General features: G+C 68.0%; 21 protein-coding genes and 2 tRNA genes. 11 read left to right on the top strand and 12 right to left on the bottom strand.

The features are described 5' to 3' along the window. Positions 1–381: 381 nt before the first annotated feature. A tRNA-Ala gene (locus STRIP9103_RS44480) sits at positions 382–454 on the bottom strand. Positions 455–636: 182 nt separating this feature from the next. On the opposite strand from STRIP9103_RS44480, the gene STRIP9103_RS44475 reads away from it, so the two are divergent. Next, positions 637–1185, top strand: a complete 549-nt coding sequence (locus STRIP9103_RS44475) for a helix-turn-helix domain-containing protein (protein WP_009343277.1) — start codon at positions 637–639, stop codon at positions 1183–1185. Positions 1186–1515: 330 nt separating this feature from the next. After that, positions 1516–3519: a serine/threonine-protein kinase gene (locus STRIP9103_RS44470; RefSeq protein WP_009343271.1), complete on the top strand. Its 2004-nt coding sequence runs from the start codon at positions 1516–1518 to the stop codon at positions 3517–3519. 218 nt (positions 3520–3737) lie between these two features. Here the strand turns inward: STRIP9103_RS44470 and STRIP9103_RS44465 are convergent, their stop codons facing one another. Beyond that, positions 3738–5354, bottom strand: a complete 1617-nt coding sequence (locus tag STRIP9103_RS44465) for a hypothetical protein (RefSeq protein ID WP_048822312.1) — start codon at positions 5352–5354, stop codon at positions 3738–3740. Positions 5355–5712: 358 nt separating this feature from the next. Next, positions 5713–5841, bottom strand: coding sequence for a DLW-39 family protein (locus STRIP9103_RS48155; protein WP_003999697.1), 129 nt, complete (start codon positions 5839–5841; stop codon positions 5713–5715). 442 nt (positions 5842–6283) lie between these two features. On the opposite strand from STRIP9103_RS48155, the gene STRIP9103_RS44460 reads away from it, so the two are divergent. Continuing rightward, on the top strand, positions 6284–6634 hold the full coding sequence (locus STRIP9103_RS44460) for a DUF6344 domain-containing protein (protein WP_009343263.1): 351 nt from the start codon (positions 6284–6286) through the stop codon (positions 6632–6634). A gap of 226 nt (positions 6635–6860) precedes the next feature. Here STRIP9103_RS44460 and STRIP9103_RS44455 read toward each other — a convergent pair. From STRIP9103_RS44455 to dnaA, 9 genes are all read right to left on the bottom strand, one after another. Then, a tRNA-Ile gene (locus tag STRIP9103_RS44455) sits at positions 6861–6937 on the bottom strand. 197 nt (positions 6938–7134) lie between these two features. Beyond that, positions 7135–7944 (bottom strand): DUF3566 domain-containing protein, encoded by an 810-nt coding sequence (locus tag STRIP9103_RS48150; RefSeq protein ID WP_009343281.1) that lies wholly within the window; start codon positions 7942–7944, stop codon positions 7135–7137. 18 nt (positions 7945–7962) lie between these two features. Further along, on the bottom strand, positions 7963–10557 hold the full coding sequence (gyrA, locus tag STRIP9103_RS44445; protein ID WP_009343260.1) for a DNA gyrase subunit A: 2595 nt from the start codon (positions 10555–10557) through the stop codon (positions 7963–7965). 42 nt (positions 10558–10599) lie between these two features. Continuing rightward, entirely contained in the window at positions 10600–12669 is a 2070-nt protein-coding gene (gene gyrB / locus STRIP9103_RS44440; RefSeq protein ID WP_009343297.1) for a DNA topoisomerase (ATP-hydrolyzing) subunit B, read from the bottom strand. A 395-nt stretch (positions 12670–13064) separates the two neighbouring features. Next, entirely contained in the window at positions 13065–13595 is a 531-nt protein-coding gene (locus tag STRIP9103_RS44435; protein ID WP_009343292.1) for a DciA family protein, read from the bottom strand. Beyond that, positions 13592–14716, bottom strand: coding sequence for a DNA replication/repair protein RecF (gene recF / locus STRIP9103_RS44430; RefSeq protein ID WP_009343265.1), 1125 nt, complete (start codon positions 14714–14716; stop codon positions 13592–13594). The genes STRIP9103_RS44435 and recF overlap by 4 nt, the downstream gene beginning before the upstream one ends. Positions 14717–14839: 123 nt before the next feature. Further along, a complete protein-coding gene (gene gnd, locus STRIP9103_RS44425; protein ID WP_009343269.1) occupies positions 14840–15715 on the bottom strand; it encodes a phosphogluconate dehydrogenase (NAD(+)-dependent, decarboxylating) in 876 nt (291 codons plus the stop codon). A 207-nt stretch (positions 15716–15922) separates the two neighbouring features. Further along, the gene (gene dnaN, locus STRIP9103_RS44420; RefSeq protein WP_048822307.1) at positions 15923–17053 is read right to left on the bottom strand and encodes a DNA polymerase III subunit beta; all 1131 of its coding nucleotides are present in this window, start codon (positions 17051–17053) and stop codon (positions 15923–15925) included. 1019 nt (positions 17054–18072) lie between these two features. Further along, on the bottom strand, positions 18073–20112 hold the full coding sequence (gene dnaA / locus STRIP9103_RS44415) for a chromosomal replication initiator protein DnaA (RefSeq protein ID WP_009343295.1): 2040 nt from the start codon (positions 20110–20112) through the stop codon (positions 18073–18075). Positions 20113–20530: 418 nt separating this feature from the next. Here dnaA and rpmH point away from each other — a divergent pair, with 418 nt between their 5' ends. The 8 genes from rpmH to STRIP9103_RS44375 all read left to right on the top strand — a co-directional run bounded on the left by rpmH (position 20531) and on the right by STRIP9103_RS44375 (position 26567). After that, positions 20531–20668, top strand: coding sequence for a 50S ribosomal protein L34 (gene rpmH / locus STRIP9103_RS44410; RefSeq protein ID WP_003956500.1), 138 nt, complete (start codon positions 20531–20533; stop codon positions 20666–20668). Between the two features lie 21 nt (positions 20669–20689). Beyond that, positions 20690–21061, top strand: a complete 372-nt coding sequence (gene rnpA / locus STRIP9103_RS48135) for a ribonuclease P protein component (protein ID WP_009343258.1) — start codon at positions 20690–20692, stop codon at positions 21059–21061. Further along, positions 21058–21411, top strand: coding sequence for a membrane protein insertion efficiency factor YidD (yidD, locus tag STRIP9103_RS44400; protein ID WP_009343267.1), 354 nt, complete (start codon positions 21058–21060; stop codon positions 21409–21411). Before rnpA ends, yidD begins: the two co-directional genes overlap by 4 nt. Positions 21412–21414: 3 nt before the next feature. Further along, entirely contained in the window at positions 21415–22698 is a 1284-nt protein-coding gene (gene yidC / locus STRIP9103_RS44395; protein ID WP_009343275.1) for a membrane protein insertase YidC, read from the top strand. 15 nt (positions 22699–22713) lie between these two features. Next, the gene (locus tag STRIP9103_RS44390) at positions 22714–23226 is read left to right on the top strand and encodes a Jag family protein (protein ID WP_009343294.1); all 513 of its coding nucleotides are present in this window, start codon (positions 22714–22716) and stop codon (positions 23224–23226) included. Positions 23227–23342: 116 nt separating this feature from the next. Next, positions 23343–24059: a 16S rRNA (guanine(527)-N(7))-methyltransferase RsmG gene (gene rsmG, locus STRIP9103_RS44385; protein WP_009343264.1), complete on the top strand. Its 717-nt coding sequence runs from the start codon at positions 23343–23345 to the stop codon at positions 24057–24059. A 346-nt stretch (positions 24060–24405) separates the two neighbouring features. Next, positions 24406–25479, top strand: a complete 1074-nt coding sequence (locus tag STRIP9103_RS44380; RefSeq protein ID WP_078614275.1) for a ParA family protein — start codon at positions 24406–24408, stop codon at positions 25477–25479. Beyond that, positions 25476–26567 (top strand): ParB/RepB/Spo0J family partition protein, encoded by a 1092-nt coding sequence (locus STRIP9103_RS44375; protein WP_009343279.1) that lies wholly within the window; start codon positions 25476–25478, stop codon positions 26565–26567. The genes STRIP9103_RS44380 and STRIP9103_RS44375 overlap by 4 nt, the downstream gene beginning before the upstream one ends. The last annotated feature ends 109 nt before the right edge of the window (positions 26568–26676 follow it).

Raw genomic sequence — 26676 nt, 5'->3', positions numbered from 1 at the left:
TCCAGGGCATCCCAACAGGCTGGTGGGGCAGGGACCTTGAGCTCCTCTTGCCCCGTCGGCCTGTTTCACGTGAAACATCCGCACCACCACCCCCTCGGAACGCGCCCCCGAAGCGGACCTTCCGGAATGTACTGGTCCGGTTGCGAAGAGTTATGCGCGTAGACAGTCACACCCACCTGTGACCCACACCATGGTTTTCGCATTCGCGCACGCCGACACGTGCCACCACACGTCACTCCCTTCCAGAGGCCATCCCCTCACGAAGTGCACAGATAGCGATCGCGACGGCCCTCGCACGGGGCACCGACGGGCACCCGGCACCGGGCCACAACAAAAGACCGGGCCGGACGCTCTAAAACGTCCGGCCCGGTCAATCCGCTGTGGAGCCTAGGGGAGTCGAACCCCTGACATCTGCCATGCAAAGACAGCGCTCTACCAACTGAGCTAAGGCCCCGGAAGGGAAGCGTCCGCCCAGAAGTACCGACCACTGGGAGGCGCCGCAGACCAGAGTACCGGGTCACCCCCGGGATCTCGCAAAAAGATTGGGGGTCCCCGTGAACGACCACTCTCCGTAAGATGCTCGTCGTGGTTCGCTACAGCGAACCGCAGTTTTTGGGGAAGCGATGGGGAGACGCAATGGACGCCGCACAGCAGGAAGCGACCGCAAGAGCCCGGGAGCTGCAGCGGAACTGGTACGGAGAGCCGTTGGGGGCGCTCTTCCGTAGGCTCATCGAGGACCTGGGTCTCAACCAGGCCCGTCTCGCGGGGGTGTTGGGCCTGTCAGCACCGATGCTGTCGCAGCTGATGAGCGGTCAGCGTGCCAAGATCGGCAATCCGGCAGTGGTCCAGCGAGTGCAGCTGCTGCAGGACCTGGCGGGGCAGGTCGCCGACGGCAGCGTGAGCGCCGCCGAGGCGACCGAGCGCATGGACGAGATCAAGAAGTCCCAGGGGGGATCTGTGCTCAACAACACCACGCAGTCGGCGACGAGTTCGGGGGCGCCCACGGTCAAGCGGGTCGTCCGTGAGATCCAGTCGCTGCTGCGCTCGGTCGCGGCCGCGGGCGACATCATCGAGGCGGCGGACACCCTCGCCCCGACCCACCCGGAACTGGCAGAGTTCCTCCGGGTGTACGGCGCCGGCCGCACCTCCGACGCCGTGGCCCACTACCAGTCCCACCAGAACTGAGCCCGAGGCCCGGTCACCGAAGGGGGTTCGGCGACCGGGCCTCGGCCGACAAGGGGGCCGAGGGGACCAGGAACGCCGAGCGGGCTCCGTGAGCGCCACGGAAACGTGGACGTAGGCTCCGACAGAGCCGACCGAGGACGAGGCAGAGGCAGGGCCGAGGAGGACCGCGGAGCAGAACGACACCTACCGACAGGGGGACAGAGGTTCGGAAGCGAGCTCCGAGGGGAGGCCGGGTGAGCGAAAGCCGGCTTCGCGGAGGGCGGCGTGAGTGCCGTGTCCTCTGCCGACGGGCAGCCAAGGGGGGAGCCGAAGGGGGAACGACGCACAGCCATGGGTGAGGTCTTCGCCGGCCGGTACGAACTGGTCGACCCGATCGGACGCGGGGGAGTCGGCGCGGTATGGCGCACCTGGGACCACCGGCGCCGCCGGTATGTGGCAGCCAAGGTACTGCAGCAGCGTGACGCGCACGCCCTGCTGCGATTCGTGCGTGAACAGGCCGTACGGATCGACCACCCCCATGTGCTCGCGCCCGCCAGCTGGGCCGCCGACGACGACAAGGTCCTCTTCACCATGGACCTGGTCGCCGGAGGCTCCCTGGTCAACCTCGTCAACGACTACGGCCCCCTTCCGCCCGCCTACGTCTGCGAGCTGCTCGACCAACTGCTCTCCGGCCTCGCCGCCGTGCACGCGGAGGGTGTCATCCACCGCGACATCAAGCCCGCCAACGTGCTGCTGGAGGCCACCGGCACCGCCCGGCCCCGCCTGCGTCTGTCCGACTTCGGCATCGCCATGCGCCTGGGCGAGCCCCGGCTGACCGAGACCAACTACGTCGTGGGAACGCCGGGTTACTTCGCCCCCGAGCAGATGCTGGGCGCGGACCCGGACTTCCCGGCCGACCTGTTCGCGGTGGGCCTGGTCGCCCTGTATCTGCTGGAGGGCTCCAAACCCGACGCCAAGGCGCTCATCGAGCACTTCGCCGCCCACGGCATCCCGAAGGCTCCCCGAGGCATTCCGGAGCCTCTGTGGCAGGTGATCGCCACGCTGCTCCAGCCGGACCCCAACGCCCGCTTCCGCACCGCCACGGGCGCCCGTAAAGCCCTCGCCGCAGCCATCGAGCTCCTGCCCGAGCCGACGGCCGACGACGAGCTGGTGGAGATCTTCGACCAACTCGGCCCTCTCCCCACCGGGTTCGGACCCGAAGGGCCACTGCACAGGGCATCAGGGCTGGACAGGCACAACTCCAGCGCCAATGACGGCACCGGCAGCAGCACCGGCAGTACGTCCTCACCAACTCCCGGTCGGGGGACGGACGCTCCTCAAGCGCCTACGGACACTCCTCCCAACTGGCCTGGTTGGTCCAGTTCCTCGTCCTCCTCGGCTCCCGTCTCATCGGCTCCTCCCTCCTCGACATCCTCCTCGTCTTCGCCCTCGCGGCCGGTCGGAGGTGGGGCTGGGGCATCGCCGTTCTCCAGCGGCACATCACCGGTCGCGGGAGGCCTGTCATCGTCCGGCGTGGATGTGACGCCACCGCCGCCCCGCAACCCTCCGCTCCCGGGTCCGCAGCCACAGCCACAGCCCCTGCCATCTCAGAACCCGCCGTCACAGCCCGGCACGGGCACTGCGCCCCCGGCTCCGCCCGCCGGCTCCATGCCCCAGTCTCCCTACACGGGCTCCATATCAGCGCCGCCCATGCCCAGCGGCGCCCCGCCGCAGACCGGCTCCGGCTCCGGCTCCGGCTCCGGCTCCGGCTCCGGCTCCGGCTCCGGGCAGTGGTATCAGGGCTCGGGCTCCGCGTCTTCGGCGCACCCCAGCCACGCATCGCCGGCCCATGGATCCCCCGGGTCGGCGCCCACTCCCGAGTCGTCCCCCTCCGCCGTACCCCCGCGCCCCGAGCGCGACCCTGTGCCGCCGCAACCGTCCACGATGTCGGACACCGGCAGCTTCCACCTGCCGCCGCCCCAGGTGCTGGCCGCCCATGCAACGGCGCGCCAGGCGGAGCAGCAGCACGCCCCCGGCTACCCACAGCACCAAACGGAGCAGCAGGCCACTCCCCCCGCCGCGACGCCCCTGCCTGCTTCGCATCCCGAACCCACGCATGTGCCCTCCCCCCAGCCGCAACCGCCCCTGGGCCTCTCTCAGGCCCCGACCTCGTCGGTGCGGCAGCACGTGTACGCCTCTACTGGTTCATACACCGCCGGGCCTGCGGAGGTTCCACGTCGGTCGAGGGCGATTCCGCGACGGCGCCCGGGCCCGCCCGCGAAAGTCGTCGTCCCGGTCCTGCTGGTGGCGCTGGCCTGCTTCGCTGTGGGTTTCTGGGCGCTGAGCCGGCTCTGACCTCTGCACAACGACAACGAGACGGCCGGCAGCCACGCCCCCGCGCCGGGACCCCGCGCCCGGCCGAACGGCTGCCGACGGCCCACACCCAGCCGATACCGCCAGCGAACCCCCACCCGACAACGGCTCCACACCCGCGCTCAGCGGACCATCCCCCCGCAGCCCCTTCGGCCCCGAGCCCAGCGCCCCTCATCCGGCAGCCGCTCGTCCCGTGCGTCCTACCAACCCCGAGACGGCCCATGCCGCCCCCGCCGAGCCATACGCGGCCCCGGCACCTTCCCCGGCGTCGCCCCCCGCCCCTGCCCCGCCGACTCCGCACGAGCCGCCCGCCTGCGCGCCACGACTGTCCACACCACGAGCAAAAGCACGAGCAGGCTCCCCGTGCCGATCCCGCCCGCGGCGACCGCCGTCATGGCAAGCCGCTCGTCACCGGCCAACGTGGAACTCCCAGAGCTTTCCCCGCCGACCGAGCCCTCCGTGCCCCCCGAACCACCGTCCCCGTCCTCACCGTCCCCGTCCAGCGTGTCCCCCGTCGCCCCGCTCTCCGCCGCCTCCTGGTCCTCGTCGGTGACTTCGAAGACGCCGCGTGGCTGGGCCACCCCCAGGTACCCGGGCCCGGCCTGCGCCTGCCCCGACACCCGTACCCGCAGTGTGAGGCCGATGGGCTCCTCTCCGAAGTGTTCGGCGACCGGCGTACCGAGGTGGACCACCAGGTAGTACCAGCCGGCGAACCGCATTCCGCTCACCTCGTCGTCGAGGGAGAAGCGGTTGTCGTAGGCGACTGGGGGGAGCGGGTTCAGGTCGGCGGACCGCTGATCACCGCCGTAGTTGACGATCTTGTCGTCGACGAACCCTCGTGCGGGGTTGTAGAGCGACATGACCAGCGCGTTGCCCACATAGCCGTCGCCACCTGTCGTGCTGCCCAGTTCGGCGGTGGCGTACAGCTGCTGCCCCCAGTCGACCGGCACCTTGTAGTAGAGCGTCTCCCCGGCCCGTATCCCGCTCTTGTCCTGCCAGATGCCCTGCGCCACAGGCGTCGCCGTGGCGAAACCTCTGCCGCCGCGACGTGGCTCGGGGTCTCTCTGCAGTGCCTCGGGCGACGCGGAGTTCCAGCTCTCGGGGGCGCTCGTCGAGCCGCCCTTCTTCACGGCCGGCTCCACCACGTACCCGAGCTCCAGCCCCCACTCCTCCGCAGCGCCCTGCACCCCGGAGCCCGACGACGAACCGGAAGGCGAGCCCGTACCGGATCCGGTGCCCGCGCCCGCCCCCGCGACGGAGCCCGAGGTGGACGCGCCCGACGACGCACCGGCGGACGACCCGGCCGGCGAACCCGCCGACGCCCCCGATCCGACCCGTTCGACGACGACGTAGTACGTCCCGGCCCCCTGGCACATGTACTCGTCGGTGCCGATCACGCGCGAGGCCCAGGCGGTGACGGGGTGCGCGCTGCGGGTCGGGCCGAAGCGGGCGGTCTCGTAGGAGCAGCGGTGTGCGTCGGCGTCCTCCACGGTCACCCTGACGCCGTCGGAGGAGGCGACCGCGGCTCCCACGGCGGGGACGGCCGTGGCAGAGGCGTACGCGTTGGTGACGGCATCGAGATCGAGGCGGTAGTAGAGCTTGTCGCCCGGGCGGATGGAGCTCCGGTACGTCTTGCCGGGCAGCAGCCGTACGGCTCCCGTGGTGCTCGTCGAGCCCTCGACCGTCGTCGCGTCCTCGGCGTAGGAGTAGGGGGCCGACGCATCGGCCGCCACGGCGGGGCCGACCGGCGCCGCCGTCACACACAGGACCGCTCCCACGGCTGCCGCAGCTCGCCACCAGACCGTGCGCCGCCCCATCACGCGCCACCCCTCGTCGCAGCCCCGAAGCCGCAGCGTCGAAGTCGCGGATCCGAAGTCGAAGTCCAGAAGTCGAAGTCCAGAAGTCGTAGCCGGGAAGCCGTAGCCCCGAACGCGCCTATCCTGCCGGGCCGTACGCGCGCGTGCCCACCTTCCTGTGGACGAGCGTCCGAAAACGCCCCCTATGAAAACCTCTCATTTGCCATCGCAACCACATCATTCACTTGAGTGGACTCATATCGCACAGAAGATCCACACCGCACGGAATACACCCAACCCCCTGGGCCTACGCATCCCGGCGACACAAAACCCCGGCCACAAGCGCGGCCGGGGTCTGCTCTGAGATTGATGTCGATGTTCACGAACCCGTGGGCACGGAGTCAGTCGCCTCCGTCCACAGATCCTGCTCGGCGCGATCCGCCTGGATCTGGCGGTACACGAGGAGCCCGCCGATGGCGGCCAGTGCGACCAGGAGAAGCTTCTTCACCGCGCGACCTCGTCTTTCCTTGACGTAGGGGACCTCTGGCGCCCGACTATACACACCGACCGATATCCAACGGTGACCTACGTCGGCTCCTCAACTTCCGCCCGGAAGACCGCAGTAGAAACGGATGGCACCATTCCGATCGCAAGGTCATCACACAGGTCCATCACATCTCGCACACCTCAGCAAGCCCTGCCGCCTCCGACGGGCCTCACCAGGTCACAGACGACCGACACCCCGCCCCCCGTCACCCCCTCCTTTCCGCGACTTTCCGCGACTTTCCGCGACTTTCCGCGACTTTCCAGAGCTTTCCGCGCCCCCTGCACCCATCCGAGTGGTGTTCATCCGAAGAGCGACGCACCAGGAGCGTCGGTCCACCACTTCGGAGCCCACATACACATCATGAGGAAAGTACGCAAATCGCCCAACCCGAAAGTGAGGGGCCATGGCCCAGAACAAGGTCATGAAGCTGTGGACCGCCATCATCACCGCCTTCCTCGCGCTGTGCACGGCGCTCGGACTCGTCACGACCACGGCGGTCGCCGCCGTACCGCGGACCGCGACGACCCGCAACTGCGCCACCCCCGCGACGACGCCGTCCCTACCCCTCCAGACCAGGCCTCACGACCGCTCGCTGCCCCCGACGATGAAGCAGCGCATCCGCGCCGAGGCCCACGGCTCCTCGCCCTCCTGCCGCCGTCACACGGCCGCCGACATGGTCACCGTCGTAACAAGGCCAGCCGTCTCCGGCGCCCAGCTCCCGGAATCCGAGCCGGCCACACCCCTCCAGCGCTGATTCACGATCCCGACAGACCCAACAGAGACACGACAGCGATCTTGCGTACGACGCCCTCAGCAGAATGAGAAATCCCCGGCCGGGAACGGCCGGGGATTTCCTCTACGCCAACGCACTCATGTCCTGCCCAACTCACTCATGTCCCGTCGCTCATCTACTGATGTCGGCTGATGTCGGCCAGGAACGACGAAGACCCCCAACCATGATCGGTTGAGGGTCTTCATGCTGGTGGGGCTAACAGGATTTGAACCTGTGGCCTCATCCTTATCAGGGATGCGCTCTAACCAACTGAGCTATAGCCCCGCCGCGCTCTGCGGTGTGTGTCCCGCGCGCTGACTCCTGAAGATTAGCGCACGACGTGGGCAGTCCCAAAATCGATACCTGGAGGGGGTCGATCAGGGCCCATGACGAGGTGGGACACCCCGTAGGGGACAGCGTTTTACGCCGTCCCCCGGCTCACGCGCCCGGTCCCGGGCCCACGTGCGGCTGTGCGGTGTCGCTCACTCGTCCTCGGCCAGCGTCAGCTCGATGCCACCCACGAAGCCCGCGGAGAGGTTGTAGATGAAGGCGCCGAGCGTGGCGAGGGCCGTGGCGAGGACGACGTCGATGACCGCGATGATCGTGGTGAAGATCAGCACGTTGGGCAGCGACAGGAACGACTGCAGATCGAAGCCGTTGGACTCGTTCGAGCCCGTGGCCTCGGAGATGGTGGCACCGACCGTGGAGAAGACGCCCATCGCGTTCATGACCATCCACAGCACCGCGGCGGCGACGACCGTGCAGATGCCGAGGGCGATGGAGAGCAGGAAGCTGACCTTCATCACGGACCACGGGTCGGCCTTGGCCACGCGCAGCCGTGCCTTGCGCGTACGAGGCGTCGTACGCGCACCCGTGCGCGGCTTGCGCGAGGCCTCCTCAGGGGTCGGCTGGTAGGCCTGCGGCGGGTGGTACGGGCCCTGCTGCTGTGGCCGTCGCTCCCCGGGCAGCGGAGAGCCGGTGGCCTGTGCCGGGGGCTGCGTGTGAGGCTGTGCCTGCGCCGGAGCCGGGCCGGGCCCTCCCGGAGCCGCGGCCGGACCACCCGGCGCGGACTGCTGGGCCTGCGGACCTCGCGTGTCCGTCACGGTTCCCCCCTGAGATCCCTGCCGCTCGGGCGCCGGCGAGTCGGCCACGGTCGGCTTGATCGCCTTCAGCTGGGTCGTGTGCGTGTCCATCGCAGGCGCGGCGGAGCCACGGCCGCCGCCGCCCGCTTCCGCACCGGTCGAAGGGCCGGCCGAAGTACCGGACGATCCGGCGCCCGTGGCTCCGCTCACGCTGTCTCACTCCTCGTGCTACTCGGCCGAGGGCGCCTCACCCTCGGCCGTACCGGTCGTGGTGGCACCTTCAGCGGTCTCGTCCACGGCCTCGTCGCCGTCGACTTCCTCCGCCTCGCGCCCCGCCTCGGCGTTACGGGCGATGCCGACCACGGCATCGCGCTTGCCCAGGTTGATCAGTTGGACGCCCATGGTGTCACGGCCGGTTTCCCTGATCTCATTGACTCGCGTACGAATAACACCGCCCGACAGCGTGATGGCGAGGATCTCATCGGTCTCCTCGACCACCAGCGCGCCGACCAGCGAACCGCGGTCCTCGACGATCTTGGCGGCCTTGATGCCGAGGCCACCGCGGCCCTGGACGCGGTACTCGTCGACGACGGTCCGCTTCGCGTACCCACCGTCTGTGGCAGTGAACACGAACGTACCGGGTCGAACAACATTCATCGAGAGCAGCTCGTCTCCCTCACGGAAACTCATGCCCTTGACACCCGAGGTGGCACGGCCCATGGGGCGCAGCGCATCGTCCGTCGCCGTGAAGCGGATCGACTGTGCCTTCTTGCTGATCAGAAGGATGTCATCCTCCGCCGAGACGAGTTCGGCTCCGATCAGTTCGTCGTCGGAACCGTCCCCCTTTTCACGGAGGTTGATCGCGATCACACCACCGGAGCGGGGCGAATCGTAATCCTTCAGAGGCGTCTTCTTCACAAGACCGCCCTTGGTGGCCAGCACCAGATAGGGCGCCGCCTCGTAGTCGCGGATCGCGAGGATCTCGGCGATCGACTCGTCCGGCTGGAAGGCCAGCAGATTGGCGACGTGCTGTCCACGCGCGTCACGCCCGGCGTCCGGCAGCTCGTAGGCCTTGGCCCGGTAGACGCGGCCCTTGTTGGTGAAGAACAGCAGCCAGTGGTGGGTCGTGGAGACGAAGAAGTGGTCGACGATGTCGTCTTCCTTGAGCTTCGCGCCCCGTACGCCCTTGCCGCCGCGCTTCTGCGCCCGGTAGTCGTCGGTCTTCGTGCGCTTGACATAGCCGCCGCGCGTGACCGTGACGACGATGTCCTCCTCGGCGATCAGGTCCTCGATGGACATGTCGCCGTCGTAGGGGATCAGCTTGGTCTGGCGGTCGTCGCCGTACTTCTCGACGATCGCGGCCAGTTCCTCGCTGACGATGCCGCGCTGGCGGACCGGGGAGGCGAGGATCTGGTTGTACTCGTTGATCTTCGCCTGGAGTTCGGCGTGCTCCTGGAGGATCTTCTGGCGCTCCAGGGCGGCCAGGCGGCGCAGCTGCATCTCGAGGATGGCGTTGGCCTGGATCTCGTCGATCTCCAAGAGGCCCATCAGGCCCTCGCGCGCGATCTCGACGGTGTCGCTGCGCCGGATCAGCGTGATGACCTCGTCGATGGCGTCCAGGGCCTTCAGCAGGCCGCGCAGGATGTGCGCGCGCTCCTCGGCCTTGCGCAGCCTGAAGCGCGTACGGCGGACGATGACCTCGATCTGGTGCGTCACCCAGTGGCGGATGAACGCGTCCAGGGAGAGGGTGCGCGGCACGCCGTCGACCAGGGCCAGCATGTTGGCGCCGAAGTTGGTCTGCAGATCGGTGTGCTTGTAGAGGTTGTTGAGGACGACCTTGGCGACCGCGTCCCTCTTGAGCACGATCACGAGCCGCTGGCCCGTACGGGAGGACGTCTCGTCGCGGACGTCCGCGATGCCGCCGATCTTGCCGTCCTTCACGAGGTCGGCGATCTTCTGCGCGAGGTTGTCCGGGTTGACCTGGTACGGCAGTTCCGTGACCACCAGGCACTGACGGTTCTGGATCTCCTCGACCTCGACGACCGCGCGCATCGTGATGGAGCCGCGGCCCGTGCGGTACGCCTCCTCGATGCCCTTGCGGCCGACCACGAGGGCGCCGGTCGGGAAGTCGGGGCCCTTGATGCGCTCGATCAGCGCGTCCAGGAGCTCCTCGTGGGAGGCCTCCGGGTTCTCCAGGTACCACTGGGCGCCGGCCGCGACCTCGCGGAGGTTGTGCGGCGGGATGTTGGTCGCCATGCCGACCGCGATACCGGCCGAGCCGTTGATCAGCAGGTTCGGGAAGCGGGCCGGGAGGACGGTCGGTTCCTGGGAGCGGCCGTCGTAGTTGTCCGTGAAGTCGACGGTCTCCTCGTCGATGTCGCGGACCATCTCCATCGACAGCGGCGCCATCTTGCACTCGGTGTAGCGCATGGCCGCCGCCGGGTCGTTGCCCGGAGAGCCGAAGTTGCCGTTGGAGTCCACCAGCGGCATCCGCATCGACCACGGCTGCGCGAGGCGGACCAGCGCGTCGTAGATCGAGGAGTCGCCGTGCGGGTGGTAGTTGCCCATGACGTCGCCGACGACACGGGCGCACTTGTAGAAGCCCTTCTCGGGCCGGTAACCGCCGTCGTACATGGCGTACAGGACGCGGCGGTGGACGGGCTTGAGGCCGTCACGTACGTCGGGCAGCGCGCGGGACACGATGACGGACATCGCGTAGTCGAGGTACGAGCGCTGCATCTCCGTCTCGAGCCCGACGGGCTCGACACGCATGACGGTCTCGCCGCCCTCTTCGGGCGTCACTGGAGTGTTCTGGTCGGCCATGGCCGGTGAGGATCCTTCCTGGTGCGGTCAGCTGGGACCGACTCAGATGTCGAGGAAGCGGACGTCCTTGGCGTTGCGCTGGATGAACGCGCGGCGCGCCTCGACGTCCTCGCCCATCAGGACCGAGAAGAGGTCGTCGGCCTGGGCGGCGTCGTCGAGCGTGACCTGGCCGAGGACGCGGTGCTCCTGGTCCATCGTCGTGATGCGCAGTTCCTCGGCGTTCATCTCGCCGAGACCCTTGAAGCGCTGGATCGAGTCCTCCCGGATGCGCTTGCCGCGCTGACGGCCCATCTCGATCAGCGCGTCGCGCTCCCGGTCGGAGTACGCGTACTCGACGTCCTCCCGACCCCACTTGATCTTGTAGAGCGGCGGACGGGACAGGAACACGTGCCCGGCCTCGACCAGCGGCCGCATGAAGCGGAACAGGAAGGTCAGCAGCAGGGTGTTGATGTGCTGGCCGTCGACGTCGGCGTCCGCCATCAGGATGATCTTGTGATAGCGCAGCTTCTCGATGTCGAAGTCCTCGTGAACTCCGGTACCGAAGGCCGAGATCAGCGCCTGGATCTCCTGGTTCTGCAGGATCTTGTCGATCCTGGCCTTCTCCACGTTGAGGATCTTGCCTCGGATCGGGAGGATCGCCTGGTACTCGGGGTTCCGGCCGGACTTGGCCGAGCCACCGGCGGAGTCACCCTCGACGATGAAGATCTCGCACTTGATGGGGTCGTTCGACTGGCAGTCGGAGAGCTTGCCCGGCAGGGACGCCGTCTCCAGGAGGCCCTTGCGCCGAGTGAGGTCCCGGGCCTTGCGGGCCGCCACGCGCGCGGTGGCTGCCTGGATGCCCTTGCGGACGATGTCCGCCGCCTCGACCGGGTTGCGGTCCAGCCAGTCGTTCAGGTGCTCGTAGACCGCCTTCTGGACGAAGGTCTTGGCCTCCGTGTTGCCCAGCTTGGTCTTCGTCTGCCCCTCGAACTGAGGTTCGCTCAGCTTCACCGAGATGATCGCCGTCAGACCCTCGCGGATGTCGTCACCCGTGAGGTTGTCGTCCTTCTCACGCAGCAGCTTCTTGTCGCGCGCGTACTTGTTGATCAGGTTGGTGAGCGCCGCGCGGAAGCCCTCTTCGTGCGTACCGCCCTCGTGCGTGTGGATGATGTTCGCGAAGGAGTAGACCCCCTCGGTGTAACCACTGTTCCACTGCATCGCGACTTCGAGGGAGAGGCTCTTGTCCTTGTCCTCCGCCTCGAGGTCGATCACCGTCGGGTGAACCGCGTCGCCCTTGCGGGAGTTGAGGTACTTCACGAAGTCGACGATGCCGCCCTCGTAGTGGTAGGTGACGGTCTTGACCTCGGCGGTCTCGTCCGCGCCTGCCTCGTCCGCCCCGGAGGTCGCCTTCGCCGACTCGCGCTCGTCAGTGAGTTTGATCGTCAAACCCTTGTTGAGGAACGCCATCTCCTGGAAGCGCCGCGAGAGCGTCTCGAAGGAGTACTCCGTGGTCTCGAAGATGTCGCCGTCGGCCCAGAAGGTGACCGACGTGCCGGTCTCCTCGGTGGCCTCGTGCTTGGCGAGCGGCGCCGTGGGGACGCCCATCTTGTAGTCCTGCGTCCAGCGGTGGCCGTCGGTCCTGACCTCGACCGCGACCTTGGAGGACAGGGCGTTCACCACGGACACGCCCACGCCGTGCAGACCGCCGGAGACCGCGTAGCCGCCGCCGCCGAACTTGCCGCCCGCGTGCAGGACGGTCAGCACGACCTCGACGGCCGGCTTGCCCTCGGACGGGACGATGCCCACCGGGATACCACGGCCGTTGTCGACGACGCGCACACCGCCGTCGGCCAGGATCGTCACGTCGATGGTGTCCGCGTGGCCGGCCAGCGCCTCGTCGACCGAGTTGTCGACGACCTCGTACACGAGGTGGTGAAGTCCGCGCTCACCGGTCGAGCCGATGTACATACCGGGTCGCTTGCGGACCGCGTCCAGACCCTCGAGGACGGTGATGGCGCTGGCGTCGTACGCCGTGGTTGAGGCCTCGGCGACTCCAGCCGGGGCCTCGGTGGACAGGATGTTGTCGTTGGGGTTGCCGGAATCGGCCACGAAGCGCCCTTTCTGGCACAGCACAAGCCAGACTCCCGGCGGGTTTGCCGGAGCGGCTGCGGCATGTTGCGGTGGAAGCCTTTGTCAGCGTTGCACAGTGTTTCCGAAGCGGTCCCCACGAATGGGGCGGGATTCGCTTCCAGTCTACCGGTAGCGCCGACAGTGATGGGGGTTTGCCGGTACCTGAGTCCGCATGTGCCGCCCTGAACCGGTCTCTCCCGACTCCCCATATGCGGAGCGGGGCTCCAAGAGGCTCACAGTGGCACTCAGCGCTTCCGGGTGTGAACCCTTCGCTACTCCCGGGTCAGGTCGATGTTCGCAACCGCATGCGAATGTGCGCACCGGAGCGCATGGCCGCTCACCGGGCGGCGGAAGACCCTCGGAAACGGGTGCCGAGGCAGCGGAAAATGTGACTACGGTCACCCGTAGGTATCGCCCGGCCCGGTGCTCCCCGGGGCGCGCAGGGGCCCGTAGCGGCGGGCGGAACCGTCGGGGCCGTGCACCTTGAGCAGCCGTACGGTGCCGTGGCCGAGGTCCTCGTTGAGCCGGGCCACCAGCTGCGGGGCGAGCATGCGTACGTTCGTCGCCCATGCCGTGGAGTCGCACCGCACATACAGGACCCGCTCGTCCTCGTCGTACCGCTCCGGCACACACCTTCTGGCGAGGTCCTCGCCGACGATCTGCGGCCAGCGGCCCATGACGCCGCCCACGGCGGCCGGGGTCTCCCAGCCGCGCTCGGTGATCAGACGGTTGATGGCCGAGCCCAGCGCCATGGGGTCCCGGCCGTCTGCGCGCGCGCCGGAGCGCAGACCGCCGCGCCGTGTCTGCTTCATCTGCTGCGCGGCGTCCCCACGCGCGCGTGCGGCCTCCTTGGCTGCACGCAACGCCACGCGCGCGAGGTCCACGCCGGAAGGCTGGGGCGGCTTCGGGGCTCCTTCGGATCCGCTCATACTCGCTCCACCGTCCCGTCGGACACGGTGTACCGCGTCCCCATCAGTACGTCCGGTACGTCGTCGTCGACCGCGGCGGTCACCAGCACCTGCTCACCCGGCGCCACCAGCTCCGCCAGACGCTCGCGCCGACGGGCGTCCAGCTCGGCGAAGACGTCGTCGAGGATGAGCACCGGCTCGTTTCCCTCGGCGCGCAACAGGTCGTACGAGGCGAGGCGCAGTGCCAGGGCGTACGACCACGATTCGCCGTGGGAGGCATAGCCCTTGGCGGGCAGCTGACCGAGTTTGAGAATCAAATCGTCCCGATGGGGTCCCACGAGGGTGACGCCCCGCTCGATCTCCTGCTTGCGGGCGTCGGCGAGGGAGGCCATCAGCTGCTCGTACAGTTCCTCGCGCGCATGGCCGACGATGCCGGGCGAAGAGGGTTTGTATTCCAAACTCACCGGGCCGCCGCCCGGTGCCAGCTGCTCGTACGCCTTGTCGGCCAGCGGCTGGAGTGCGGCCACCAGGTCCAGACGCTGGGCGAGCAACTCGGCGCTCACGCGCGCGAGATGCTGGTCCCAGACGTCGAGCGTGGACAGATCCATGGTGCGCCCGCCGTGACGACGGGCCAGGGCGGCCGTCTTGAGGAGTGTGTTGCGCTGCTTGAGGACCCGCTCGTAGTCGGAGCGGACGCCCGCCAGGCGCGGCGCCCGCGCGGTGATCAGCTCGTCGAGGAAGCGCCGCCGCTCACCGGGGTCGCCCTTGACCAGGGCGAGGTCCTCCGGCGCGAACAGCACCGTCCGCAGAATGCCGAGCACATCACGCGGCCTGGCCTGCGACGATCTATTGATACGGGCGCGGTTTGCCTTGCCGGGGTTCAGCTCCAGCTCGATCAGCTGCTGCCGCTCGCCCTGCCGCACCTGCGCCCGGATCACCGCGCGGTCGGCGCCCATACGGACCAGGGGCGCGTCCGACGACACCCGGTGGCTGCCAAGGGTCGCGAGGTAGCCGACCGCTTCGACCAGGTTCGTCTTGCCCTGCCCGTTGGGACCCACGAACGCCGTGACGCCCGGGTCGAGCGGGACCTCGACCCGGGCGTACGAGCGGAAGTCGGCCAGCGACAGATGCGTGACGTGCATGGTCGGGTGCCGACCTCCCCCAGGCTTGTGGACCGCTCTGCGGCCCTGTGGATGACTTCTCGTCGACCGTTGTTGGTGCGCTTGCTCTGGTGTGCGTTGTTCTTGTGGCGTTCCTGCCGTGGGCTACTTCTTCTCGACCGCGTGGCCGCCGAACTGGTTCCGCAGCGCCGCGATCATCTTCATCTGCGGGGAGTCCTCCTGGCGCGACGCGAACCGTGCGAAGAGGGAGGCCGTGATCGCCGGCAGTGGCACGGCGTGATCGATGGCGGCCTCCACAGTCCAGCGCCCCTCACCGGAGTCCTGTGCATAACCCCTGAGCTGCTCCAGGTGCTCGTCCTCGTCGAGCGCGTTGACCGCGAGGTCGAGCAGCCAGGAGCGGATGACCGTGCCCTCCTGCCAGGAGCGGAAGACCTCACGGACGTCCGTCACCGAGTCGACCTTCTCCAGCAACTCCCAGCCCTCGGCGTACGCCTGCATCATCGCGTATTCGATGCCGTTGTGGACCATCTTCGCGAAGTGCCCGGCGCCGACCTTGCCGGCGTGCACCGAGCCGAGGTCGCCCTCGGGTTTCAGCGCGTCGAAGATCGGCTGCACCTTGGCCACGTTCTCCGCGTCGCCGCCGTACATCAGCGCGTAGCCGTTCTCCAGGCCCCAGACACCGCCGGAGACTCCGCAGTCGACGAAGCCGATGCCCTTGGCCGCCAGCTCCTCGGCGTGCTTCTCGTCGTCCGTCCAGCGCGAGTTCCCGCCGTCCACGACGACGTCACCCGGCTCCAGGAGCTCGGCCAGTTCGTCGATGGTCGACTGGGTGGCGGCACCGGCCGGGACCATGACCCACACGACCCGCGGGCCCTTGAGCTTGCCCACAAGCTCTTCGAGGCTGTGGACATCGGCGAGATCCGGGTTCCGGTCGTATCCGATGACGGTGTGGCCCGCGCGGCGTATCCGCTCGCGCATGTTGCCGCCCATCTTGCCGAGGCCGACGAGACCGAGCTCCATCAGTTGTTCCTTAGGTTGCGACGTGGCATGAGGGCACCTGCGTACCCACACACGAGCCTAAACCCGGACGCTCACGCACACCTGTGGGCATACGCGCTCATACGTACGCCCCGACCTGCGGCTTCGCACCGAGGGTCCGGTGATCCATCCACCGGACCCCCACAGCGCTGTGGACAACCGTCGGCGCTGCCGGATCGACTCGGCCGGTCAGCCGCTGAGCCGCACCGGCATGATCAGGTACTTGTAGGCCTCGTCCGCCTCCGCGTCCATCGCCGGCCTGCCGCTGAGCAGCGCGGGCTTCGTGGACGTCGTGAAGGACAGCTGCGCGACCGGGGAGTCGATGGCGCTCAGGCCGTCCAGCAGGAACGTCGGGTTGAAGGCGATCGAGATGTCGTCACCCTCCAGCTGGGCGTCGACCCTTTCCACAGCCTGTGCGTCGTCGCTGGAGCCGGCCTCCAGGATCAGCACGCCCTGCTCGAAGCTCAGCCGCACCGGGGTGTTGCGCTCGGCGACGAGGGCCACGCGCTTGACGGCCTCCACGAAGGGGGCGGTCTCGATGACGGCCACGCTGTTGAACTCCGTGGGGAACAGCGTGCGGTACTTCGGCAGGTCGCCCTCAAGGAGACGGGTCGTCGTACGGCGGCCGGCGCCCTCGAAACCGATCAGGCCCTCGCCCGCGCCCGAGCCGGAGAGCGCCAGGATGACGCTGTCGCCGCTCGTGAGCGCCTTGGCGGTGTCCAGGAGCGTCTTGGCGGGCACCAGGGCGACCGCGGACGCGTCGGGGTTCTCCGGCTTCCACAGGAACTCGCGGACCGCGAAGCGGTAGCGGTCGGTGGAGGCCAGCGTGACCGTGTCGCCCTCGATCTCGATGCGCACACCGGTGAGGACGGGCAGCGTGTCGTCGCGTCCGGCGGCGATGGCCACCTGGGCGGCGGCGGACGCGAAGACCTCGCCGGGGACGGTGCCCGTGGCGTTCGGCATCTGGGGCAGCGACGGGTACTCCTCCACAGGCAGTGTGTGGAGTGTGAAGCGCGAGGAGCCGCAGACCACGGTCGCCCGTACACCGTCTGTGGAAATCTCCACCGGGCGGTTGGGGAGGGCGCGGCAGATGTCCGCGAGGAGACGGCCCGAGACGAGGACCGTGCCCTCCTCCTCGACCTCCGCTTCCACGGACACGCGCGCCGAGACCTCGTAGTCGAAGCTGGACAGGCTCAGCTGGCCTTCCTCGGCCTTCAGAAGGAGGCCGGCGAGGACAGGCGCCGGCGGACGGGCCGGGAGGCTGCGCGCCGCCCAGGCCACTGCCTCCGCGAGTACGTCGCGTTCCACCCGGATCTTCACTGTTGCCGCCTCCTGCTGTTGCCGGCGCTTCTCGCCCTGCCTGGCTTCGTCGTCTGTCGTCGGTGTCACTGGCTCCTGTGAAGGAGGAGGACACCGAGGAACAGTCTGACGCACGCCACTGACACTCGGAGCCTCTCGGGGTCAAGTCGCGACGAGGCGCGGTCGGGCAGCACAGAGCGAGTTGTGCACAGGGCCCGCTTCGAAACGAATTCCCAGCTCTCTCTAGTTGGGAGTAGTAGTAGGGCCTGTGGAAACCGTGGATAACCCCGTTTGCGCAGCTCAGGCGGCAGATTTTGTCCACGGGGCCTGTGGGTGGGGGCGGTGGACAACCAGGGGTCTCTGTGGAGAACAGAAAGTTCTGCACACACCGTGCACAGCCCGACGGCACTTCTCCCCAACGGCGTCCCCAGGTTTACCCACCTTTCCCACAACCCAACCAGGCAACTTCGTGTGACGCCTTTCACTCCACGCAGTGAGAAGGGGCGTCGCGCTGCCGAACAGTGGACAGGGATGTGGAGAAGCGGGCGATCACTGGGGACAACTGCCCACAGTCTGTGGATTGTCGGTGGACAACTCCGTCCACAGTCTGTGGATCATCACTTTGTCCACAGGCTGTGGAGATCGTTTGTCCACGAATCCACAGGCGGCTGACCTGCCCCGACTGATCTCCCCACAGGGGCCCCTGTGTACATGATCTGCATAACTTCCCGGTCCCCAGGGTGTGGACGGGAGAAAGTCCCCGAATCTGTGGAGGATGGCCGTAACGCGGCAGGTATTCGAACAGCGGCTGTCGGCCCGTCGACGGATGGGGCCCATCGAAGGACCGGCGGAATGCCGGAAGCCCGTCCTTGAGAGGGGCCGGCGGAGCCCCCTGAAGGGCTCGCGAGGCCTCCTGAAGGGCTCGCGAGCTCTCCTGACGCGAGGCTCTCCTGAGGGGCCCGCGAAATGGCGAGGGCGCCCTCGGGGGTTCGTCCCGGGGCGCCCTCAGCGGCGCGAGAAGGGGGCCGACGGCCGGTGCGTCAGCCGTTCTTGATGCGGTTCGTCAGCTCCGTCACCTGGTTGTAGATGGAGCGCCGCTCGGCCATCAGAGCGCGGATCTTGCGGTCGGCGTGCATGACGGTGGTGTGGTCGCGGTTGCCGAACTGCGCGCCGATCTTGGGCAGCGACAGGTCGGTGAGCTCACGGCACAGGTACATGGCGATCTGCCGGGCGGTCACCAGGGCGCGTCCGCGCGAGGTACCACACAGGTCGTCGACGGTCAGCCCGAAGTAGTCGGCCGTCGCCGCCATGATCGCGGTCGCGGTGATCTCGGGGGACGCGTTCTCGCCGCCCGGGATCAGGTCCTTGAGGACGATCTCGGTCAGCCCGAGGTCCACCGGCTGCCGGTTGAGCGACGCGAACGCCGTCACCCGGATCAGCGCGCCCTCCAGCTCGCGGATGTTCCGCGAGATGCGGGACGCGATGAACTCCAGCACCTCCGGCGGGGCGTTGAGCTGCTCCTGGACCGCCTTCTTGCGGAGGATCGCGATACGCGTCTCCAGCTCGGGCGGCTGGACGTCGGTGATCAGGCCCCATTCGAAACGGTTCCGCAGTCGGTCCTCCAGGGTCACCAGCTGCTTGGGCGGCCGGTCGCTGGAGAGGACGATCTGCTTGTTGGCGTTGTGGAGCGTGTTGAAGGTGTGGAAGAACTCCTCCTGCGTCGACTCCTTGTCCGCGAGGAACTGGATGTCGTCGACGAGCAGGATGTCCATCTCGCGGTAGCGCTTGCGGAAGCTGTCGCCCTTGCCGTCGCGGATGGAGTTGATGAACTCGTTGGTGAACTCCTCCGAACTGACGTACCGCACGCGCGTGCCCGGATAGAGGCTCCGCGCGTAGTGCCCGATCGCGTGCAGCAGATGCGTCTTGCCGAGTCCCGACTCCCCGTAGATGAAGAGGGGGTTGTACGCCTTCGCCGGCGCCTCGGCGACGGCCACCGCGGCGGCGTGCGCGAAGCGGTTGGAGGCGCCGATGACGAACGTGTCGAACAGGTACTTGGGGTTCAGCCGGGCCGTGGGCTCGCCCGGACCCGGCGTCGGCGAGGGCTGGGAGGCCAGCGGACCGGACGTGCTGCCGGCCGGACCACCCCGGTGCGCATGGCCCGGCCCCCCCGACGGCTCCGGGAGCTCACGGCGGTCGGGCCGCTGGTCGTACTCGCCGCCCGGACGGTCGTAATCGGTGCGGGGCTGGTCGTAGTCGGCGCGCGCGGAGTCGTACTCCGAGCGCTGCTGGTCGTACGGCGGCCGGTCCAACGATTGCGGGCGGTAGTCCGCCGACGGCGACGCGTACGGGTCCCGCTCCGGGAAGCCGAGCCGTTGCTGCTGCCAGCCGTAGTCGTCCTGCGACGGCCGCGGCCAGGCGCCCGGCTCGGGGCGCTGGTACTCGGACGGGTACGCGGGGCGCGCGGTCGGCAGCTGATCGGCCCGACCCGCGGGGAACTGGTCCGAGCGCGGGGGCAGCAGCTGGTCCCCGGCGCCACCGGTCAGCGACTCGCCGCGAGCAGTTCTGCGGTCGTCGGAGCCGCGGCGGCCGTAACCCTCGTAGGGATCACGGGGCCCCTCGTATGTGTTCTGGTTCTCGTACGTGCTCGGGTTCTCGTACGTGCTCGGGTTCTCGTACGGGTCGCGGACGTCGCGGCCCTGACCGTCGTACGTGTCCCTGCTGTCGTAGGGGGCGCGGTTCTGAGCCGGGGCGGAGGGGAGCTCCGGCTCCTCGAACTGTGACTGGACGGGCGGCGGGGGCTCGCCCATCGAACTGTCGACGGTGATCGCGATACGGATCGGACGCCCGCACTCCTGGCTCAGGGCCTGGCTGACGGCCGGCGCGAGACGGCCTTCGAGTACGCCCTTCGCGAACTCGTTCGGGACCGCGAGCAGAGCGGTGTCCGCGACCAGCGCCAACGGCTGGCAGCGCTTGATCCAGTGCTCGTCCTTCGCCTCGACACCCTGGCCGCGGCCCTCACCGAGGAGCTGTTCCAGTACTCGTGGCCACACTGCGGCAAGATCGGCAGGTACGTCAGCCACAGGGCACGCTCTCTCACAGGTCCCACGAACGTGTGGTTCTGGGACGGGTCGGGATGGAACTCGGGTGGTGCGCTCGGAACGAGGTCCGGTGGGTCGGTCGGTGACCCGGCAGCCAAAGGAAAGGGAACGAATCGGAGTTCAGTCACGGTAGTCACGGCGGCCGGTGCGGTTCAAGTTGTTGTCCCCAGCCTGTGGATACTCTCTCCTTGTGACCTCTGGTTTGACCGGATGGCTTAGCCGCGCGTACCGTGACCAGGTCGAGTTGTCGATGGCTGCTGCCGCCTGCCTCCGATGGGCACAGATCGCGTCAGGTGATCGGAAAGCGGTGCACTCGGGCGTTAATACGAGCTACCTCGTGGGCGCACGGTGACAGCCAGGACGGCACCCGCAAACACCGATTTCTTTCTGGAGCCCCCGAGTGAGCAAGCGCACCTTCCAGCCGAACAACCGTCGTCGCGCCAAGACCCACGGCTTCCGGCTGCGTATGCGCACCCGTGCCGGCCGCGCGATTCTCGCGTCCCGCCGCAGCAAGGGTCGCGCCCGTCTGTCCGCCTGATCCCGGTCAGGTCATGACATCGTGCTGCCCACCGAGAACCGGCTGAGGCGGCGCGAGGACTTCGCGACCGCGGTACGACGAGGTCGCCGGGCCGGACGCCCGCTCCTCGTCGTCCACCTTCGAAGCGGTGCCACGGACCCGCACGCGCCTGGGGAGAGCGCTCCCCCGACGCGTGCGGGTTTCGTCGTGAGCAAGGCCGTCGGTGGCGCGGTCGTACGCAACAAGGTGAAGCGCCGCCTTCGCCATCTGATGCGCGACCGAGTCGCTCAGCTGCCCCCCGGTAGCCTGGTAGTCGTACGAGCGCTGCCCGGTGCGGGTGACGCCGACCACGTACAACTGGCCCAAGACCTGGATGCCGCCATACGGCGGCTGCTGGGAGGGGGCGCACGATGAAGTACCCGCTGCTGGCGCTGATCAAGCTGTACCAGTGGACCATCAGCCCACTGCTCGGCCCGGTGTGCAAGTACTACCCGTCGTGCTCCCACTACGGCTACACGGCCATCGACCGACACGGTGCGATCAAGGGAACGGCACTCACCGCCTGGCGCATCCTGCGGTGCAATCCGTGGTCGCTGGGTGGTGTGGACCATGTCCCGCCGCGCAAGCGCCCGCGGTGGCACGAGATGTTGCGTGGCGCGTGGCGCGCACGCAAGGGCGGGTCCTCCGCCGACGAACCGGCCACCGAGGGGCACGTTCCTTCGAGCCCGGCCGCCGAGAGCCCGTCCCATGCCCAAGGAGCATGATTAGTGGACACGATTGCCAGTCTTTTCAGCTTCATCACGACACCCGTCTCCTGGGTCATCGTCCAGTTCCACAAGGTGTACGGCGCCGTCTTCGGCGATGACACCGGGTGGGCCTGGGGCCTGTCGATCGTGTCCTTGGTGATCCTGATCCGTATCTGCCTGATTCCGCTCTTTGTGAAGCAGATCAAGGCGACCCGGGCGATGCAGACGCTCCAGCCCGAGATGAAGAAGATCCAGGAGCGCTACAAGAACGACAAGCAGCGTCAGTCCGAAGAGATGATGAAGCTGTACAAGGAGACGGGCACCAACCCGCTCTCCTCGTGCCTTCCCATCCTGGCGCAGTCGCCGTTCTTCTTCGCTCTGTACCACGTGCTCAACAGCATCGCGAACAACGACACCATCGGTGTCATCAATCAGAGCCTGCTGCAGAGCGCGCAGAAGGCGCACATCTTCGGGGCCCCGCTGGCCGCGAAGTTCACCGACAGCTCCGCGGACGTCGCGGCGCTCGACGCCTCGCTGACCACGGTCCGCATCGTCACCGCGGTCATGATCGTCCTGATGTCGGCGTCGCAGTTCTACACGCAGCGTCAGCTGATGACGAAGAACGTCGACACCACGGTGAAGACGCCCTTCATGCAGCAGCAGAAGATGCTGATGTACATCTTCCCGATCATGTTCGCCGTCTTCGGCATCAACTTCCCGGTCGGTGTTCTCGTCTACTGGCTGACCACCAACGTGTGGACCATGGGCCAGCAGATGTACGTCATCCACAACAACCCGACCCCGGGTTCCAAGGCCCAGGCCGCCTACCTGGAGCGCCTCCTCAAGCACGTGACGCGGCACGGCAAGACCCGTAACCGCCGTGAGCGCGCCATCGTCAAGGCGATCGTCGCCAAGGGCCGTGACCGCAACGAGTACGAGCGGAAGTTCATCAACGGCCTCAACAAGGAGGGCCTCGCGGCCCAGACCGACGGCACCGTGGCCAAGAGCGAGGTCTCGGTCGTAGCCACGGCCGAGGACGGTGTGCCGACGACCGGCGCCCCCAAGCGCCAGCAGCCCAAGCGTCAGACGAAGGCCCAGCGTCAGTCCGGCGGTACGAAGACCGCCGAGGACTCCGAGCCCAAGTCCGGGCCCACCTCGCTGACCAAGTCCGCCGAGCCGGAGGACGCCAAGCCTGCCGCTGCTGCCAAGAAGGCCGCGCCCAAGCCCGGCACTGGTGGTCGCAGCAAGGCCCAGTCCGGTCAGCGCAAGGGTCAGCAGCGCCCCAAGTCCCCGTCCAAGAAGTAAGAAGGAGCCCATCCCGTGACGGAAGGCACCACCTCCGCAGCCTCCGAGGGTGGCGACACCCTCACCCGCCTGGAGCAGGAGGGTGAGATCGCGGCGGACTACCTGGAAGGTCTGCTGGACATCGCCGATCTCGACGGCGACATCGACATGGACGTCGAGGCCGACCGTGCCGCTGTCTCGATCATCAGCGACACGGGCAGCCGCGACCTGCAGAAGCTCGTCGGCCGTGAGGGCGAGGTACTTGAGGCGCTTCAGGAGCTCACACGCCTGGCCGTGCACCGCGAGACCGGTGACCGCAGCCGACTGATGCTCGACATCGCCGGCTACCGCGCCAAGAAGCGCGCCGAGCTCTCCGAGCTGGGTGCCAAGGCCGCAGCCGAGGCCAAGAGCACCGGTGAGCCCGTGAAGCTGAAGCCGATGACGCCCTTCGAGCGCAAGGTCGTGCACGACGCGGTCAAGTCCGCGGGCCTGCGCAGCGAGTCCGAGGGCGAGGAGCCGGAGCGCTTCGTCGTCGTGCTTCCCGCCTGATTCGGTACGTACGTTCCTCCGGCCCCGTCTGCCCGCAGGCGGGGCCGGAACTTTGTCAGCCTGTTGTTCTGGTGTCAGCGCCCAGTGCGCTTTTGCGGTACGGAAGGACGGTCCCCGTGACGGAGGCAGCGGAGCTTCCCCCTGCGCCCGAACAGGCGCGCGATGTATTCGGTGATCGCTACGCGGACGCGGTCCGGTACGCCGAGCTTCTGGCGGAAGCCGGAGTGCAGCGAGGCCTCATCGGCCCGCGGGAAGTGCCTCGCCTGTGGGAGAGGCACCTGCTGAACTGCGCCGTGCTCTCCGAGGTCGTCCCCGAGGGTGTGACGGTCTGCGATGTGGGCTCGGGTGCCGGACTCCCCGGTATTCCGCTGGCCCTCGTCCGGGACGACCTGAAGATCACGCTGCTGGAGCCCCTGCTCCGGCGCACCAACTTCCTCACCGAGGTCGTCGAGCTCCTGGGGCTCGACCATGTGACCGTCGTCCGGGGCCGGGCCGAAGAGGTCCTTGGCACACTCCAGCCGGTCCATGTGGTGACGGCACGGGCCGTGGCCCCGCTGGACCGACTGGCCACCTGGGGCATCCCGCTGCTGCGTCCCTACGGGGAGATGCTTGCCCTCAAGGGCGACACCGCCGAGGAGGAGCTCAAGAGCGCGGCTGCGGCTCTGAGCAAGCTCGGTGCCGTCGAGACTTCCATCCTTCATGTCGGCGAAGGCGTGGTGGATCCGATGTCCACGGTTGTTCGGGTGGAGGTGGGCGAGAGCCCGGGCGGAGTGCGCTTCGCGGCCAAGCGGGCGAAGGCGGCCCGTACAGGGCGGGCACGTCGACGTCGGTGAGCCCTTCCTTGAGGGGATGGCGTCGGCGGGCGGTCTTCCCTGTCCATGGACACCGACGTCGTTGATCTGGACGTTGGCTGATCCGTCCTGACGACGAGTCGTACTCCACACAAGCCTCCAAACCTACGCATCTCGGAGTGTCGCGCGGTGGCGGCCTGGGCCACTAGGCATCGTGTTTCACGTGAAACGTCGCCCCCTGCTGCACGGCATCATCGGCCGTGGCCGCGCTGCGGCCGAACCGCGCGACCGGAAGCCTCTCGGGTCACTCGGAGAGGTAACGGAGTTTTCCACAGAGGTGGAATTCTCCACAGAACGCCAGGCCTCACTGGTTCATGACCCCGAAGGCATGGGAGGCTCTGTTCATTGCGAGCCTGAAGTCGAGGAGAGTGAATCCTTGCGGTCCGACGCCAACATCGCGGGACCGATGACCGATCCGGTCCCCGGTCCCCGAACCGAGTCGATGGGGGAGGATGTTTCACGTGAAACACCGCCCCCGATGGACGACACTCCCATCGGTCGTGCTGCCCAACTGGCGGTAGAGGCTCTGGGGCGTGCCGGCGAGGGTTTGCCACGGCCCGAGCAGACCAGGGTCATGGTGGTCGCCAACCAGAAGGGCGGAGTCGGCAAGACCACGACGACGGTCAATCTTGCCGCCTCGCTGGCCCTGCACGGTGCCCGTGTCCTGGTGGTCGACCTTGACCCCCAGGGCAATGCGTCCACGGCGCTGGGCATTGACCATCACGCCGAGGTGCCGTCCATCTATGACGTGCTGGTCGAGAGCAGGCCGCTCGCGGAAGTCGTCCAGCCCGTTCCCGATGTCGAGGGCCTCTTCTGCGCGCCCGCCACGATCGACCTTGCCGGTGCGGAGATCGAGCTGGTGTCCCTGGTGGCACGGGAGAGCCGACTGCAGCGAGCGATTCAGGCGTACGAGCAGCCGCTGGACTACATCCTGATCGATTGCCCGCCCTCGCTCGGTCTGCTGACGGTCAACGCGTTGGTCGCTGGCCAGGAAGTACTCATCCCGATCCAGTGCGAGTACTACGCGTTGGAAGGCCTGGGACAGCTGCTTCGCAATGTCGACCTGGTACGGGGACACCTCAACCCCGCCCTCCATGTGTCGACCATCCTGCTCACCATGTACGACGGCCGGACACGCCTTGCGTCCCAGGTCGCCGACGAGGTGCGCAGCCACTTCGGCGACGAGGTGCTGCGGACCAGCATTCCGCGCTCGGTCCGTATTTCCGAAGCGCCGAGCTATGGGCAGACGGTGCTGACGTACGATCCAGGATCGAGCGGCGCCCTCTCCTACCTTGAGGCTGCACGAGAAATCGCGCTGAAGGGCGTCGGCGTGGGGTACGACCCGACGCACGCCCATAGCGGCGTACAGAACAACCCGAGCATGGTGGAGGGGATCCAGTGAGCGAGCGACGGAGGGGGTTGGGCCGTGGTCTCGGCGCACTGATCCCGGCAGCCCCGACAGGGGATAAGGCGGCACCGCCGGCGATGGGTGGACCAGCGTCCACATCACCGGCAGCGGTACCGCTCCTTGCCCCCGAGCGTGGGGTGGCGGCTGCGAAGATGGCCACGCTGCCTGTTTCACGTGAAACAGAGGAGCTGCCGCCGAACATCGAGGTACCCGCAGCGCCCATCGGCGCTCACTTCGCCGAGCTGCCGCTCGACTCCATCACGCCGAACCCGCGCCAGCCGCGTGAGGTGTTCGACGAGGACCTTCTTCAAGAGCTCGTCACTTCCATCAAGGAGGTCGGTCTCCTCCAGCCCGTCGTCGTACGGCAGTTGGGCCCGAGCCGCTATGAGCTCATCATGGGCGAGCGGCGCTGGAGGGCCTGTCGTGAGGCCGGCCTGGAGGCGATCCCCGCGATCGTGCGGGCCACGGACGACGAGAAGCTTCTTCTGGACGCGCTCCTGGAGAACCTCCACCGTGCTCAGCTGAACCCGCTGGAAGAGGCGGCTGCCTACGACCAGTTGCTCAAGGACTTCAACTGCACGCACGACCAGTTGGCGGACCGTATTGGCCGGTCTCGTCCGCAGGTCTCCAACACACTGCGTCTGCTGAAGCTCTCGCCCGCGGTCCAGCGCCGTGTGGCCGCCGGTGTTCTCTCCGCAGGGCACGCCCGGGCGCTGCTCTCCGTCGAGGACTCGGAGGAGCAGGACAAGCTGGCTCACCGGATCGTGGCTGAGGGGCTCTCAGTCCGAGCCGTTGAGGAGATCGTCACCCTGATGGGCTCGCGGCCGAAGACCGCCGCCCGCTCCAAGGGACCGCGGGCCGGCTCCCGGGTCTCTCCGGCACTGACCGATCTTGCTACCCGGCTCTCGGACCGCTTCGAGACTCGGGTGAAGATCGATCTGGGCCAGAAGAAGGGCAAGATCACCGTTGAGTTCGCCTCTCCGGAGGACCTTGAGCGGATCCTCAGCACGCTTGCTCCGGGCGAGAAGCTGGCCCTTCAGCAGAGTCTTCTGGACGATGATTCCGAGGAGACGGAGGCCTGAGCCTTCGGGTGGCAGGACGGCTTTCGGCTGGTCGACCGCCCGAGCGCACAAGGCCGAGTCCGAGGCGCGGTTCAAGCGGGCCGACGAGGCGTCGCGTGGGGTGGGCCAG

The sequence above is a fragment of the Streptomyces ipomoeae 91-03 genome (assembly GCF_000317595.1).
Classification (GTDB): Bacteria; Actinomycetota; Actinomycetes; order Streptomycetales; family Streptomycetaceae; genus Streptomyces; species Streptomyces ipomoeae.
The sequence above is the reverse complement of the archived record's forward strand: the minus strand, read 5'-3'. Positions and strand labels throughout refer to the sequence as shown.

Bases quoted from the DNA above. Each gene is read 5' to 3' on its own strand.
- STRIP9103_RS44475 (WP_009343277.1), top strand. From the start codon at position 637: ATGGACGCCGCACAGCAGGAAGCGACCGCAAGAGCCCGGGAGCTGCAG.
- STRIP9103_RS44470 (WP_009343271.1), top strand. From the start codon at position 1,516: ATGGGTGAGGTCTTCGCCGGCCGGTACGAACTGGTCGACCCGATCGGA.
- STRIP9103_RS44465 (WP_048822312.1), bottom strand. From the start codon at position 5,354: ATGGGGCGGCGCACGGTCTGGTGGCGAGCTGCGGCAGCCGTGGGAGCG.
- STRIP9103_RS44460 (WP_009343263.1), top strand. From the start codon at position 6,284: ATGGCCCAGAACAAGGTCATGAAGCTGTGGACCGCCATCATCACCGCC.
- gyrA (WP_009343260.1), bottom strand. From the start codon at position 10,557: ATGGCCGACCAGAACACTCCAGTGACGCCCGAAGAGGGCGGCGAGACC.
- STRIP9103_RS44435 (WP_009343292.1), bottom strand. From the start codon at position 13,595: ATGAGCGGATCCGAAGGAGCCCCGAAGCCGCCCCAGCCTTCCGGCGTG.
- recF (WP_009343265.1), bottom strand. From the start codon at position 14,716: ATGCACGTCACGCATCTGTCGCTGGCCGACTTCCGCTCGTACGCCCGG.
- gnd (WP_009343269.1), bottom strand. From the start codon at position 15,715: ATGGAGCTCGGTCTCGTCGGCCTCGGCAAGATGGGCGGCAACATGCGC.
- yidD (WP_009343267.1), top strand. From the start codon at position 21,058: ATGAAGTACCCGCTGCTGGCGCTGATCAAGCTGTACCAGTGGACCATC.
- STRIP9103_RS44380 (WP_078614275.1), top strand. From the start codon at position 24,406: ATGGGAGGCTCTGTTCATTGCGAGCCTGAAGTCGAGGAGAGTGAATCC.